We start from the raw sequence: 13,605 nt of genomic DNA, 5'->3' as shown, positions 1-13,605 counted from the left end.
GGGGAAACCCGGGCAAACTACCCTTTTGGCAAGGCTTGATCGAATGCGGCCAGAGCCGCCGCCACGAATTTCTCTACGTCTCGTTCGTCGGGAGTTTTACCAAGCTGACTCTGAAACCAATTGAGCATAAACAGCTTCAGCTTTGAGCTTTCCTGAATTCCTGCTCCGTACATATGGCCGGCCAGCGCACCTCCAGCCGCCGCCCATTCGTATTTCCCAGGCCGGCCACCTTTGTTCTTCGCTTCAGGATTGGAAGCGGGAACATCTATCGCGGCACGCTCATACAGATCAGGCCATAGTGCCGATACATCCTGACATCTAAGTCGGACCCGATGAAAATCGCCCAGATAAAAATGTGTCTGCCCCTTTGGGCCAATCAATGATCGTTCGATTTTGTGCTCAATCCTGCTTTCACTCCAAATCACGTGACGCTCGTCTCTCAAACTCCCCACCTCCAAAATTCTCTCGGGATAGGGGCGACCGTTCATGTAGTAGTCGCCGGTCATTTCGATACGACCGGATCGCAGCGCCTCAAGTAGAAGAACCTCTGCTGTTGTTTGGCTTCCAAGCAATTCGCAGAGTTTGACGTGAACTTGGCTCAGGCTGATATAATACTCTTGAGCCATCATCGTGTGTGGGCTCCGCTGATGATCGCCTCAACGTGCGCCGCCCATGCCTCCAGCGCCGCCCGCTTCTCGTCGGCGAAATGATGTCGCTGATAGACTCCAGCCACACCACCGAACGATCCGGACGTGTGGTTCAGGACCTTCTCCACTACTGGGAGACCGACCCCAAGCCGCGCCATGCCCGAAGCCGCCGTGCGGCGCAGGTCGTGCAACACCCACGGTGGGGCATCCGGCACGGCCGCATCAAGTCGCTTCTTGATCTTGCTGAAGCCGGAGACCGGCGTCTCGCCCGTGGTGGTGAACACCAAGCCGCGGGTGCCGGCGATGCGCCGAACACCGGCTAGCACCGTCACAGCAGAGTCGGAGAGCGGCACGTCGTGCGCAATCCCGTTCTTTGCTCGCTCCTTCGGGATCGTCCACATTCGCGCATCGAGGTCGACCTCGCGCCACGTCATCTGGCCGACCTCGTCGCGGCGTTGTGCCGTGAGTGCCAGCAGCTTGATCAGTGCGCCGAACGGTTCGTTGAGCCGGTCGCAGGCTTGCAGGATGGTCCGCAACTCGTCGTCGGATAGGACGCGGTCCCGGCTCTTCTCGGCCGTTGGTGCCCTCACATCGGCGCAGGGATTGGTGACGATCACGCCGCGCTCGACCAGCCAGCCGAACATCCGCCGGACCACCGCGAGGGTACGGTTGGCGGACACAGGCGCGCCGCGGTCGACGATAACATCCATCAGTTCGACGACATCGCGCCGGGCGATCTCCTGAACGCGGCGGGTGCGCCAGAGCGGCAGGACATGTGTAGCGAGCAACCGCTCGCTCTCCCGCCACGTCTGCGCCTTCGTGTTGGCCTTAGCATAGCGCTCGATGAAGAGCGCCGCTGCTGCGTCGAAGCGATCACGAGCAGGCCCGGCTAGTTCACCAGCCACGCGCCGCGATTCGGCCTTGTCAGCTGCGGGATCACGGCCGGACGCGACTGCAACTAGGGTGCGCCGGGCGATCTCACGGGCGTTCGCGAGGTCGATTGCTGGATAGCGGCCGAGGGTGTGCTTCCGGGTCCGGCCGCCGCTCCGGTAGCGAACGGCCCAAGATTTCACACCCGACGACTGGCAGACGAGATAGAGGCCAGGGATCAGCCCGTCCGGGATCTCGGCCCGGGCCGGTCCGCCCTTCAACGCCTCGATCCCTCTGACCGTGAGGGCCTTGGGCATGGCCTCGCTCCGAAACCGCTGGCCTTCTGCGGGTATCACCGGGGTAACACCGAAGGCACGTTTGGGCCTGTTAGGCTCAGTGATTAACACTAGCCAACACTCCCAAAAATACAAGCTTGCGCAATGGCTTGCGGAGCCCGACCGTTGTGAGGCTGTGTTAGGCCGTGAGACGCCGTTTCGTCAGTTTTGTAAACCGAAGGTCGGGAGTTCGATCCTCTCCACCGGCACCAGAATGTCGCCGAGTCATGACAGGTGGGCGCACCCAGGTCCGAGGGCGAGAGCCGCGACTTCGTGCAGGGAACTCACAACCAGCGCTTGGTCCTACCGCTTGATCCTACGGCCCTTACCCGTTGCACGGGTATCGGAGCCGGCCGTGGTCGCCGCCCGCGGCCGGTAAAGCCGGACTGGGCCGAAGCCCCGGTTACCCGTTACCGAATGCCCGCCCTCTTCCGCATCCCTCGGGACGGATCCGTCGCCGCCGCTCGGGACAACCTCGCGGACGCAAGTCTCCCGCATGTCCCCAGCCGCGCGCGCCCTTCACGACCCTCGCACACGCCACCCTGCGCGATGGCTGTCCGAGCCGAGCAACGCGCCGAGACGTCGCGACGACACCCCGCACCGACCGCCAAGATCGCGCGCGACCTCTCTCTAGGCCGGCTCAGCCGTATCGAACTCTCATCGTCGGTTCCGGCTCCGACTCGGTCACATCGTAACACCACGCCTCGCCGTCGGGTCTGAAGCCGAGGGACGCGTAATGATCCCGCACGAGTTCGTTGCGGCCGGTGGGGATGAAGTAACCTGTCAGACGCGCGATGCCGCACGCGCGCGCGCGCGCGATGAGTTCCCGCAGGACCATGCGCTCCACGCCACGTCCCAGCACGCGACAACTCATCAGCCACGTGTCGATAGTCCAGACCGCGCGGTCGGCCCGACGGCAGATGACCACGCTGATCATCCCATTGTCGCCGAAAACGTCCGACAAGCGAATCTGCAGCGCAAGTACGTCGGAATCGCGTTCCAGCTGGGCGATCTCGGCCGGGGTGTAGCGCTTCGTGGTCAAATTGAACTGATTGGACTTGTTGATCAGCTGCGCGATCCGATCGCGGCCATAGGCATCGAAGGGTGAAAACGTGATCTCCATGTCCAACGATGCGAGGTACTCATCGAGACCGCCGAGCTCCTTCTGGAGGGCGACCCGCTTGGCATTGCGCTCGTAATAATCGGCACGCTGCCGATCCTCGGGCGAAAAAACAGTACTCTCGAAATATCCCGCGGCGGCCAGCGTGCGCGCATAGTAAGCCGGATCCGCCGGCAGTTCCGGCACGGCGACGTCGGGCAGCATCTGCCGAACGATCCCTCGCTCGGCCGGGTTATCGTCAAGGAACACGAAGGCATCGAGACCGAGCGACAGCTCTTCGCTGATCGCCTTGATGTTCGAGGCCTTGTCCTTCCAGTTCGCTTGGAACACGGCGATGTGATTTTCGCGCAGGAGCATGTCGGGATGCTCGCGGAAGACCCGCCTCGCCACCGCGTCGTCGTTCTTCGACGAGACAGCCAGGACGACGCCCCGCTCCCGCAACTCCAAGGCAAAGCGCTGGACCGATCGGAAGGCTTCACCGACCGCATCTCCCTCCGCGATCGCGATGTTCTCCATCCCGACGTCGCCGACCACGCCGCCCCAGACCGTGTTATCGAGATCCAGCACCAAGCAGCGTCGGGATTTGCCTTTGATCGCGCCGACGAGTCTCGCAACCTGGTCCGCGTAAACGGGGACGTACGCGTCCGCAAACGGCAACTTCGCCAAGTTCCACTGAGCGGGAGAATGCCAGCGGCCCAAGCCGACGGTTTCGGCCAGGGCCGCGCAGTCGAGCAGGACATCCGGCGATCCGGTCAGGCCCGCGATGAGGCGTTCGTTGAAGGCATCCACCAGATAGCGCGACGTGGTGGAGGTCCGCCGATCGGCGTTGCCGAACAGCGTCTCCGGAAAGGCCGCGAGTGTCTGAACGATGCATGTGGTGCCACTCCCGGCATGGAGAGCGCTCCGGAGGCCATCCAGGACGGCGACGGCCCCGTCGACGACGGTGCGCGCCTCTTCCCGATCCATCGCAGGTCCGTGCAACGGCAAGGCCCGGGCATCCAAGGCCAGAAGTACGGCGTCGCATCGTGCCCTGTGGATCAGGGACGCCGGATCATAGGCCTGCTGCGCGAAGGTACCGAACGGCACGGTCACGCATTCCATCGCGAAGCCATGGCGCAGGGAGCTTGCAACGATCGCCGGGGCGATCGCGTCCAACGTACCGTTGCCGAGCAAGCCCAAGCGGAAGGGTGCCAGTTGGGGCAACCGGTCCGACGGAGACGTCACGCGTTCGAACGCTGAGGCGAGGCGGTTGAGTTGCGGCGTGCTCAGCGCGTAGCTCGCGAGCGCCCGGAGCTCGCGCCCAGGATCGTCATTCTGCGCGACCAAGCGACAGCGCTCTCTGAAGTCCGGTGGTGCCGCCGGAAGCCACGCGAGGTCCTCATAGAGCGTGTCGATCATCGAAGTTCCGATCACTGACCCTGGCATAGGGCAGACCGACTAGGATTTCGATTTATCTACAATGAACGCGACAAGATCGCCAACATTATGGAATGATTGAATTTGTCCGGCAGAAAAATGTAACTTAAAAACTTGTCCGGTTCTCAACATAATTTGTATATTAGTCAAGCTATCCCAGCCGTCTATGTCCTTGGCAGTTGTGTCCCGCGTCAAGACTATGTTGTCATTATCAAGAACATCAGAGAAAATGTCGGTGAGGGCGCTATAGACCGAACTTTCCGTCAACATAAATATCTCCCGAGTTGCTGCGGCCGGATGATGCTGCCAGTGTCAGCGTTCACTCACGCCACGTGACGATGCTATGTGGACTCTGCTTGGGCCAACTGATCAACGGTGTAGGAGGTAAGGCGTTGCTGACAAGGTAAGAGATTTAATTAGTGAAGGTTGCTGCCGTCTGGTATCGATTGGGGTGTGGCCATGCCGCAAGACGCCTAAACACGCTTCAATTAAAAATTGAAGTAGATAAACTCCGCGGGCGCCGATGAGAACGCCTGCGCCAATGCGAAAAAACCGATCACCCCAACGATGACGGCAAAACTTGGCGATGGGCGCCAGCTCGTTGCAGATAGCAACAGATTGTGGCGTTCAAACCAAGCAGATCGTCGAACACTTCCGATTCCAGTGGGGAAAAGCCGTAGCCAATCCTGCGTATTCGGGCAGAGCCAGACGATCGCCAGCAGGCCTGCCAGAAGCATCGTTTGCCGCTTTGTGAAAAGGTACGAGTCTTCGTAAAGGACTCCGCTCTGACCGAACATCTGTTTCACTAAATGTACGGCGTCTGCCACGTTGTGAGAGCGGAAGAATACGAGGGCGATGACGACACAGGTCGTGGTCAACAAGATTGAAGGCACGGCGAATGCGCGGCCTGTCGGTGCCCCATCGCGTTTCGAGCGCGGGGCGACGGCGCGCCATCCGTGGTTTATTGCCAGGTAGATGCCATGTATCAATCCAAATGCTGCGAACTGCCAGCCGGCACCGTGCCAGATTCCAATAATGAGCATCGCCGTCATCGTGGGAGCCGCCACTAGAACGGCAAAGGTCTCCCCGTCCATCCGGCCCCGTTTCGGCATCGACTTGCCCTGGGCTAGGCGGCGTCGGGTCAGACGCAGTACGATGGGGTTATAGATATAAGCCGTCACGAAACGCGTTAACGTGATGTGCCATCGCGACCAGTACTCAATGATGCTGGACGCCTTCAGCGGGGAATCGAAGTTGAATGGAAGTCGGATGCCGAACAGCAGGCCAAGGCCTATAGCCATGTCCGAATATCCGGAGAAATCGAAATAGATTTGCAGCGTGTAGGAGAGTGCGCCAGCCCAGGATTGTGTGACCGTGAGGATCTGGCCCTGCGCGGCGGCATCAAAAATTTGGTTGGCATAGATGGCGATATTGTCTGCCAGAATGACTTTCTTGAAGAGCCCGATCAGGAACATGGTCAGACCGACCGATATCATGGTGCGCTGCGGTCGGAACGTCGCCGGTTCCTGGAATTGCGGGATCAACTCCTTGTGGTGCGTGATCGGGCCGGCAATGAGATGCGGGAAGAACGTGATGAACGCAAAGTAGTTGGGCGCACTCGTGTCGTCGGTCAGCCCGTCGTAGGTATCGCAGAGATACGCGATTTGCTGGAATGTGTAGAATGATATCGCCAGAGGCAGGACGATGTTGAGGTGCGGAAGGTCCCAGCCGAAGAGCTGGGCGACCGACGCCGCAGTGAATTCTGAATACTTGAAATAGAACAAGGCGCCGAGATTGAGCGCGATGCCGATGATCAGCAGCGCCTTCGAGGGGCGACGCGCCAGACGTCGACCGACGGTGAAGTTCACAGCGATCGATATCAGCAGCAAGGGGACGTTGTAGATGTCCCAGGCGGCGTAGAAGACCAAGGAGACGAGACCGAGCCACAGAATGGCCGATCGTCTCAAATCCAATCGGCCGAGCACGAAGAAGCCGATCAGGGCCACCGGCAGAAAGCCGAGAATGAACGCCGCGGAATTAAACAGCATGTCCGGATCTCACGAATCGCTGGAGCCGAATTGCGTCGCCTTGATGAGTTGCTGCGTGAAGGCCGGGACCGCACTCCAGCGCAGATGATAGGCATCTGTGTACGCCTTGGGGTCGATTTTCGCCTCGGCCCAGCCATCCCAGAACTGCGTTCCCGTGCCGTCCAAGGCGGTGCGCACCGTGTCGGTGAATCTCTTCTGGACGACGGCATCCTGGTCGTATTTCTCCGACCAAGTTGAAGGCAATGGCATTGTCACAACCGTGAGGCGCAGCTTCTTGGTCTTCGCGGCATTGGCTAGGGACCTCAGGGCATCGACGCACGCATTATCGATGGGGGGCGCCGTTCCATAGAACAGGCCGCGCTCCTGCGACGTATTGAGAGGGCCATCGGCATAGGCCGTGAACACGAGCGGATCCAGCTCGATCAAATTCTGCTTCCGTTCCTTCAGTTGCATGGCATTGCGGAGGAGCGAGATCGGAGAAAAATATTTGAAATAGAATTGTATATCGTTGGCCTTCGACAAATAGGAGGCGACATCATTCTCATTGAACAAGATCGTCTTGTTCTGCCGGCAAGCGGCCATGTCCTCGACATCGAGGACCAGTAACAGATCGGATACGGTCGGGTACCGCTTTATGAGGAAATCCGACACGAACGCGATTTGATTCATGTGTAAGCTGCAGAAGCCACCGTTGAGCGGCCGAGATTGCGGATGTCTGTCGACAATGGTGCTCGAGTCGATGTTCCTCCAACTGATGGATGAACCGATGACGAGATGGGTCGGATCCACGGGACTGTTTTGTCTGAGGAATTCAATCTTCCCGTCAATACAAAGGTTATTTGTGAATGCCGGCGGGGGTTTCCGATCGAGCGCCTGTAAAATAATAATCAGTATGACATATGCGAAAAAGCAGGATACGATGGTAGCAATCGTAAGTCCTACGTACGATTTCAAGCCTTCTCGGTCTGCGATTTGAGATTGTAACGCGGCATCGGGCGGGCCCATTTCACTCTTCCACTCTGCGACGCTGACGTCCGTATCCGGCTCCGCATCCCACAGACTCTCCGTGTCTGTGGACATCAAGATCTGCTTGTGCTGAATTACAACTATGAGCGATCATATATCTGATTGCTATCGCTGATCAATACTGAACAAGGGTAGGTTTTCCGTTCGGGCGCCGTCGACACGCTCCCGTGGTCTGGCTATCCGGCGGCACAGTTCGCCAGTAAAATTTCGCCGCTTGGCTTAAGGTCGGATAGATCGGCGATGTCGGTATGTCTTGCGACCAATAAGAGACCGCCGATGTCTCAGTATGATCTGGGAATATGAGATCGAGTTTCAATCTTAAGCGATCGGTCGTCGGGCGCGTGAGAAATTATAGTTCATCGGCACTCCGACAAGTCGACCGGCATTGGCTCGGCGCGCATCGCGTCGGCGCAGGCGGCGATGATCGGCGCGGGTCGGCCTGACCGTGGCAGCCGCAAGCCAAGATCCGGGTGGGATGTCCGATCGGCGGTCTTGCGGCGGCCGAGATGCGCGTCCCGCCCGGTGGCGCCCAGGAGGCGGCCGCGGGGCGATGCAGCCCAGATGACGTCGGTCGCTCGCGTCCCGGGCTGGTTCGGCCACGTCGAACAATCCCTGTCGCGGCCCAAGGCACGAGCCCGGCGGGCGGCCCTGCGCCGGCCTGAACTCGGAAGGCTACGCGATACGCCTTGGCGGTGATCTCTCGTCGGCTCTGACAGCCCGAGCGCGCCCGCGCTGATCGCGCTCAGCCGTCGTTCAGGGAAGCGCGGCCATCGTCCGCACGGTCAAGCTCATACCAGGTATTTCTGAATTGTAACTCGTTTAACGTGCGTTAATTTATAGTCAAGCTCATATCTTCGTATATTAAAATTGCATGAATGCGTAATTCAGAACCGATTAAATCCACCCCGCATACCAGGGCCGCCAGAAGGCGATGAGGCGCGGTCACACCGTCACCGGCAGCGGGATCGGTGCAGCGGCCCGCCATGCCCTCAGGGGCCACATCGCGCACGGGACGGGGCGCGACGATGACCGGGAACGAGGACGAGCCGGCGACCATGACCCCCGCCGTCGCGGCGCAGGCGACCGGGCCGGCCAGGGCGCTCCGACCTCGACCAGGGGGCCGTCGACGTGCGCCGGGCCGAACGATCGACGGCGCGGCGCGGGACCGTATCGGGCGGGGCCTGCGCCTCCACTACGCCGAGGTTCTGGCGCTGCCGATCCCGGATCAGTTCCGGAGGCTCCTCGACGACCTCGCGACCCGCTCGGACACGGAGGTCCAGCCATGACCCTGATGCTGCACGCCGCTCCCACGGGGAGCGGATCGGAACCCGCCCCGATGAACGCGCCCGTGGATGTGCCCTCGGGCGCGGACGCCGAGATGCGCGACCTGCTGCTGGCGGCGATCCCGGCGCTGCGGGCCTTCGCGTTCTCGCTGACCTACGATCTCGACCGCTCGGACGACCTCGTGCAGGACACGCTGGTGCGCGCCTGGATCAACGCCGCGAGCTTCCGCCGGGGAAGCAACCTCACCGCCTGGCTGTTCACCATCCTGCGCAACCTGTTCTACTCGGAGCAGCGCAAGCGCAAGCGCGAGGTGGAGGATGCCGACGGCGTGCATGCCGGCCGGTTGACCACTCTGCCGGAGCAGGAGGTCCGGATGGAGATGGCGCAGTTCCAGAGCGCGCTGAACCGCCTGCCGGCCGCGCAGCGCGAGGCGCTGGTCCTGGTCGGCGCCCAGAGCTTCACCTACGAGGAAGCCGCCGCGATCTGCGGAGTCGCCGTCGGCACAATCAAGAGCCGGGTGAGCCGTGCACGCCTGCGCCTCATCGAGGTTCTGGGCATGAACGGGACCGACGATATCGGCCCCGACGCGCAGACCAGGGCGGCCCTCGACGGGACCTGAGGCCCGCACGTGCCGGCGCCGCTCACTTGATGAGCTTGACGACCTCGCGGAAGCGGGGATGCCGGGCGGTGCCGAGCCACTCGAACACCACCATCTCGGTGGTCACGATCTCGGCGCCGTGGGCCGCCATCCGGCCGAGCGCGGCCTCGCGGTTCTCGGCCCGGCGCGAGCCGACCGCGTCGCCGACCACGTAGACCCGGCAGCCGGCTTCCAGAAGCCCGACCACCGTCTGCAGCACGCAGATATGCGCCTCGCAACCGGTCACCACGAGGTCGCGGCCCCGGGGCAGCCGGTCGAGGAAGCCCGGCGCCCGCGCGGCCCCGAAGCTCATCTTCGGGAACGCCCTTCCGGGCTCCGGAGCGAGTTCCGGCACGGTGGTGCCGAGACCGCCGGCGTTCTGCTCGGTGACCAGGACCGGCACGTCGAGGAGCCGCGCTGCCGCGGTCAGGCGGCCGGTATTGGCGAGCACGTCCGCGCTCGCGGCGATGGCCGGCATCAGGCGGATTTGGAGATCGATGACGAGGAGGAGGGTGCGGGTCGGATCGATCAGCGGCATCGGCGTCAGTAAGTGTCGAACAGGCGCGCCACCGCCTCCCGGTCGTGCGTCACCGTCAGCGCCAGTGCGAGCAGGATCCGGGCCTTCTGCGGGGTCAGGTTGTCGGCGCTGAGGATTCCGCGGCTGCGCAGGCGGGTCGTGAGAGGCACGACGCCGCTGCCGGCCCGGGTCGACATCACCACCAGGAGCCCGGCCGCGGCCGCCGCCTCCAGGGCCTCGGCCTCGGCGGGCGGGGTCATGCCGGGGGCGAGGCCCGCCGAGACGAGGCCGCGGGCGCCCGCGGCCTGGAACGCCCGCACGGCCGTGCCGTCGGCATCGGCGTAGCCATAAGAGATGTCGACCCGCGGCAGGGCGGGGAGTGCGCGGATGTCGAAGGGCGTACCCGGCGCGGTCGCGCGCTCCGAGCGGCGGTAGTAGCGCACGCTGTCGCCGTCGACGTGACCGAGGACGCCGAAATCCGGCGTCCGGAAGGTCTGGAGCCTGGCCACGGAGGTCTTGGTCACCTCCCGGGCCGCCTGGATCTCGTCGTTGAGCACCACGAGGACGCCCCGACCCCGCGACGATGGCGCCGCCGCGGCGCGTACCGCCGCCACGAGGTTGAGCTTGGCATCGGTGGAGAGCGCGCTCAACGGCCGCTGCGAGCCGACCAGCACGACGGCCTCGTCCACCGTCAGGGTGAGGCTCAGCGCGTAGGCGGTCTCCTCCAGGGTGGCGGTACCGTGGCCGATGACGATCCCGGCGAGGTCCGGATGCTCGGCCGCCAGGCGCTCGCACAGGAGCACGAGGTCGCGCCACTCGGAAAAGCCGATCGCCGGGCTCGGCACCGCCCGGAAGGGAACCGGCACCATGGTCGCCACCGTCGCCAGCTCCGGGACCACCTCCAGGATGCCGCCGGCTTCGAGGCGCCGATCGGTGGCCGTGTAGTCGAGGATGTCGAGGGCGTCGCGCCCGAGGGACGAGATCGTCCCGCCCGTTCCGATGAACGCAACCTTGGGCAACCCGGTCCCGGTGCCCGCCGCCGATCCTGCCGCCGATCCTGCCGCCATGCCCTGCCTCCCGGCCGTGCCCGGCCGCGCGAATGCGATGGCGCTGTGATGCCGTGTCGGGCCGGCAGGGTCGACCCCGCGGGACGCAGGTGGGCGATGCGTCCGGCTTCAAACGAGGCTTCGACCGGGCGTCGGATCAGACGCCCGCAGCCACGCGCAGCGGCGGTACCATCTCGGCGGGGCGCGCCGCCGCGGGACGGGCGTGGCCGTAGAGGCCGCGATGCTTCGGATGCGGGTTGAGCCGATCGGTCAGGCCGATCACCGTCTCGGCCGCCCCGAGCAGGAGCGCGCCCTCCGGCGTGAGCTGGGCGGCGAGCCGCGCCAGCACGTCCGACTTCGTGGGGGCGTCGAAATAGATCAGCACGTTGCGGCAGTAGATCACGTCGAACTGGCCGAGCGAGGCGAAGCTGTGCAGCAGGTTCAGCTGGCGGTAATCCACCATGGCGCGGAGGCTCGGGGCGATCTGCCACTGCTCGCCGACCTGGGTGAAGTACTTGATCAGCCACTGCACCGGGAGGCCGCGCTGGACCTCGAAATGGCTGTAGAGCCCGAGCTTCGCCTTCTCGATCACCTCGGTGGACAGGTCGGTGGCCACGATCTCCACCTGCCAGCCGGCGAGCCGGGGACCCGCCTCCTGAAGCAGCATGGCGAGTGAGTACGGCTCCTGCCCGGTGGAGGCCGCCGCGCACCAGATCCGCAGCCGGCGCCGGCCGGCGTTGCGCGCCAGCGCCTCCGGCAGGAGCGTGTCGCGGAACAGGTCGAAGGGGATCCGGTCGCGGAAGAAGAAGGTCTCGTTCGTGGTCATCGCCTCGACCACGGCCCGCTCGATCGCCCCGTTCTGGGCGAGCTTCAGGCTCCCGATCAGGTCCCCGAGGCTTGCGATCCCGAAGCGCCGGCAGACCGGCGTCAGCCGGCTCTCGGCCAGGTAGCGCTTCTCGGCCGTCAGCGCGAGGCCGGAGCGCTGCTTCAGGAAGTTGCGCAGGTATTCGAATTCGAGCTCGGTCATACCGGCTGCCCCGTGATTAGGGCGCGCACCGCCGACGCCAGTTCGGGGAGCGGCAGCACGGCCTCGGCGAGGCCGGCCCGCGCGACGCTGCCCGGCATGCCCCAGACGGTGCTGGTCGCCTCGTCCTGCGCCAGGACCGGCCCCCCGGCGTCGGTGAGCGCCCGGGCGCCGTTGGTGCCGTCCGAGCCCATGCCGGTGAGGATCACGGTCGCGGTGGCGGCCCCGAACACGACGGCGGCGTCCTTGAACAGCACGTCGACCGCCGGGCGGCAGAAATTCACCGGTGGTCCGTCCGTGAGCTTGATGATGGGGCCGCCCGGTCCGGCGGCGAGACCCATGTGGCGCCCGCCTGGCGCCACGTAGATGCGGCCCGGCTCGACCCGTTCCTCCGCCTTGCCCTCGGCCGCCTGAAGGCCGGTGCGGGTAGACAGGTGCTCGGCGAACACCGCCGTGAAGATCGGCGGCATGTGCTGGACGATCAGGACCGGCAGGCGGCGCAGGGCGGCCGCCCCGATCTTCTCCAGCATCTCGCCCACCGCTCGCGGGCCGCCCGTGGACGAGCCGATCAGCAGCGCGCGGGGCTGGATCCGGTTGCGAACCTTCGGACGCAGGGTGAAGGGCGTCGCGGGCCGCGGCGCGGCCGGCGCCAGATGGGCCGCCGACGCGGGGACGGGGGCGGCGGGCGTCCCGGCCGGGGCGGGGCGCCGGCTCCGGGCGCGGGCCGAGCCGAAGACGCGGACGCGCTCGATCAGGTCGGCCCGGAACGTATCCGAGGTGGTGACGCCCCGGCTGCTCTCGGGCTTGGCGATGTAGTCCACCGCCCCGAGGGCTAGGCATTTCAGCGAGATGTCGGCGTTGCGGGTCGTCAGGGTCGACATCATCACGACCTGGACGCTCGGGCTCATGGCGAGCATGCGCGGGAGCGCCGTCGTGCCGTCGAGCTCGGGCATCTCGATGTCCAGCAGGACCACGTCCGGGTCGTGCTTGGCCATCATCTCCAGGGCGATCCGGCCGTTCGAGGCCGTGCCGACCAGTTCGAAGCCGGCCTCGCCGATCCAGCGGGCGACGAGGCCGCGCACCACGGCGGAATCGTCGGCGACCAGCACCCGGATCGCGGCGGCGGACGCGGTCGTGCTCTGGGCAGGCGTGGTGCGCAGCGGGGCGACCGCGGGACTCAGGGCCATGGGGGTTGCCTCGGGAACAGGTCGCGGGTGTAGGGGGCGAGGTCGGAACGTGAGGTCAGGCCGCGTCGGCGACGAGGCCGACCTGCTCGAGCTTGGCCGTCAGGATGTCGCGGTCGAACGGTTTCATGATGTACTCGTCCGCCCCCGCCCGGAGTGCCCGGGCGATGGCACCGATATCGTTCTCGGTGGTGCAGAACAGGACCTTCGGCGCGTCGCCCCCCTCGCTGCGGCGCAGCGCCTGAAGGAAGGCGAAACCGTCCATGTTCGGCATGTTCCAGTCGAGCAGGATCGCGTCGGGCATGCTGACCGCGCAGGCTTCGAGGGCGGCGCTGCCGTCCTCGGCTTCGCTGACGTTCATCCCAAGATCCTCGATGATCCGCCGGGCGACCTTCCGGATCACCGCGGAATCGTCCACCACGAGGCAGGTCGTCTGATGCGGCGCCTTCAT

12 protein-coding genes are annotated in these 13,605 nt (G+C 64.4%); 2 read left to right on the top strand and 10 right to left on the bottom strand.

Features of this window, described 5'->3' with window-relative positions:
• Window positions 1–17: 17 nt before the first annotated feature.
• The 5 genes from MFF58_RS10420 to MFF58_RS10400 form a co-directional block, all read right to left on the bottom strand.
• Complete coding sequence (locus MFF58_RS10420) at window positions 18–629, bottom strand: hypothetical protein (RefSeq protein WP_238287091.1); 612 nt, start codon at window positions 627–629, stop codon at window positions 18–20.
• On the bottom strand, window positions 626–1,834 hold the full coding sequence (locus MFF58_RS10415) for a tyrosine-type recombinase/integrase (protein WP_238287090.1): 1,209 nt from the start codon (window positions 1,832–1,834) through the stop codon (window positions 626–628). The genes MFF58_RS10420 and MFF58_RS10415 overlap by 4 nt, the downstream gene beginning before the upstream one ends.
• A gap of 658 nt (window positions 1,835–2,492) precedes the next feature.
• Window positions 2,493–4,370, bottom strand: a complete 1,878-nt coding sequence (locus tag MFF58_RS10410; RefSeq protein WP_238287089.1) for an HAD-IIIC family phosphatase — start codon at window positions 4,368–4,370, stop codon at window positions 2,493–2,495.
• 506 nt (window positions 4,371–4,876) lie between these two features.
• Window positions 4,877–6,436, bottom strand: coding sequence for an MBOAT family O-acyltransferase (locus MFF58_RS10405; RefSeq protein WP_238287088.1), 1,560 nt, complete (start codon window positions 6,434–6,436; stop codon window positions 4,877–4,879).
• Between the two features lie 9 nt (window positions 6,437–6,445).
• Window positions 6,446–7,516, bottom strand: coding sequence for a hypothetical protein (locus tag MFF58_RS10400; protein WP_238287087.1), 1,071 nt, complete (start codon window positions 7,514–7,516; stop codon window positions 6,446–6,448).
• A gap of 971 nt (window positions 7,517–8,487) precedes the next feature.
• Between MFF58_RS10400 and MFF58_RS10395 the strand changes: the two genes are divergently transcribed.
• Both MFF58_RS10395 and MFF58_RS10390 read left to right on the top strand, forming a co-directional pair.
• Window positions 8,488–8,748, top strand: a complete 261-nt coding sequence (locus tag MFF58_RS10395) for a NepR family anti-sigma factor (RefSeq protein ID WP_238287086.1) — start codon at window positions 8,488–8,490, stop codon at window positions 8,746–8,748.
• On the top strand, window positions 8,745–9,365 hold the full coding sequence (locus MFF58_RS10390; RefSeq protein WP_238287085.1) for a sigma-70 family RNA polymerase sigma factor: 621 nt from the start codon (window positions 8,745–8,747) through the stop codon (window positions 9,363–9,365). Before MFF58_RS10395 ends, MFF58_RS10390 begins: the two co-directional genes overlap by 4 nt.
• 22 nt (window positions 9,366–9,387) lie before the next feature.
• Here MFF58_RS10390 and MFF58_RS10385 read toward each other — a convergent pair whose 3' ends face one another.
• From MFF58_RS10385 to MFF58_RS10365, 5 genes are all read right to left on the bottom strand, one after another.
• The gene (locus MFF58_RS10385) at window positions 9,388–9,921 is read right to left on the bottom strand and encodes an isochorismatase family protein (protein WP_238287083.1); all 534 of its coding nucleotides are present in this window, start codon (window positions 9,919–9,921) and stop codon (window positions 9,388–9,390) included.
• 5 nt (window positions 9,922–9,926) lie between these two features.
• Window positions 9,927–10,967, bottom strand: a complete 1,041-nt coding sequence (locus MFF58_RS10380; protein ID WP_238287081.1) for an asparaginase — start codon at window positions 10,965–10,967, stop codon at window positions 9,927–9,929.
• Window positions 10,968–11,103: 136 nt separating this feature from the next.
• Window positions 11,104–11,973: a CheR family methyltransferase gene (locus tag MFF58_RS10375; RefSeq protein WP_238287079.1), complete on the bottom strand. Its 870-nt coding sequence runs from the start codon at window positions 11,971–11,973 to the stop codon at window positions 11,104–11,106.
• Window positions 11,970–13,157, bottom strand: a complete 1,188-nt coding sequence (locus tag MFF58_RS10370) for a protein-glutamate methylesterase/protein-glutamine glutaminase (RefSeq protein ID WP_238287078.1) — start codon at window positions 13,155–13,157, stop codon at window positions 11,970–11,972. The genes MFF58_RS10375 and MFF58_RS10370 overlap by 4 nt, the downstream gene beginning before the upstream one ends.
• Before the next feature lie 55 nt (window positions 13,158–13,212).
• Window positions 13,213–13,605 carry a response regulator gene (locus MFF58_RS10365; RefSeq protein WP_238287075.1) on the bottom strand — a complete coding sequence of 131 codons (393 nt, stop codon included), beginning with the start codon at window positions 13,603–13,605 and terminating at the stop codon, window positions 13,213–13,215.

It is taken from the genome of Methylobacterium longum (assembly GCF_022179385.1).
In the GTDB taxonomy this organism is placed as follows: domain Bacteria; phylum Pseudomonadota; class Alphaproteobacteria; order Rhizobiales; family Beijerinckiaceae; genus Methylobacterium; species Methylobacterium longum.
Note: the sequence above shows the minus strand (reverse complement) of the source record. Positions and strands in the feature narration are given on the sequence as shown.

Coding starts and splice junctions, on each gene's coding strand:
- MFF58_RS10420 (WP_238287091.1), bottom strand. CDS start 629: ATGATGGCTCAAGAGTATTATATCAGCCTGAGCCAAGTTCACGTCAAA.
- MFF58_RS10415 (WP_238287090.1), bottom strand. CDS start 1,834: ATGCCCAAGGCCCTCACGGTCAGAGGGATCGAGGCGTTGAAGGGCGGA.
- MFF58_RS10410 (WP_238287089.1), bottom strand. CDS start 4,370: ATGATCGACACGCTCTATGAGGACCTCGCGTGGCTTCCGGCGGCACCA.
- MFF58_RS10405 (WP_238287088.1), bottom strand. CDS start 6,436: ATGCTGTTTAATTCCGCGGCGTTCATTCTCGGCTTTCTGCCGGTGGCC.
- MFF58_RS10400 (WP_238287087.1), bottom strand. CDS start 7,516: ATGTCCACAGACACGGAGAGTCTGTGGGATGCGGAGCCGGATACGGAC.
- MFF58_RS10395 (WP_238287086.1), top strand. CDS start 8,488: ATGACCGGGAACGAGGACGAGCCGGCGACCATGACCCCCGCCGTCGCG.
- MFF58_RS10390 (WP_238287085.1), top strand. CDS start 8,745: ATGACCCTGATGCTGCACGCCGCTCCCACGGGGAGCGGATCGGAACCC.
- MFF58_RS10385 (WP_238287083.1), bottom strand. CDS start 9,921: ATGCCGCTGATCGATCCGACCCGCACCCTCCTCCTCGTCATCGATCTC.
- MFF58_RS10380 (WP_238287081.1), bottom strand. CDS start 10,967: ATGGCGGCAGGATCGGCGGCAGGATCGGCGGCGGGCACCGGGACCGGG.
- MFF58_RS10375 (WP_238287079.1), bottom strand. CDS start 11,973: ATGACCGAGCTCGAATTCGAATACCTGCGCAACTTCCTGAAGCAGCGC.
- MFF58_RS10370 (WP_238287078.1), bottom strand. CDS start 13,157: ATGGCCCTGAGTCCCGCGGTCGCCCCGCTGCGCACCACGCCTGCCCAG.
- MFF58_RS10365 (WP_238287075.1), bottom strand. CDS start 13,605: ATGAAGGCGCCGCATCAGACGACCTGCCTCGTGGTGGACGATTCCGCG.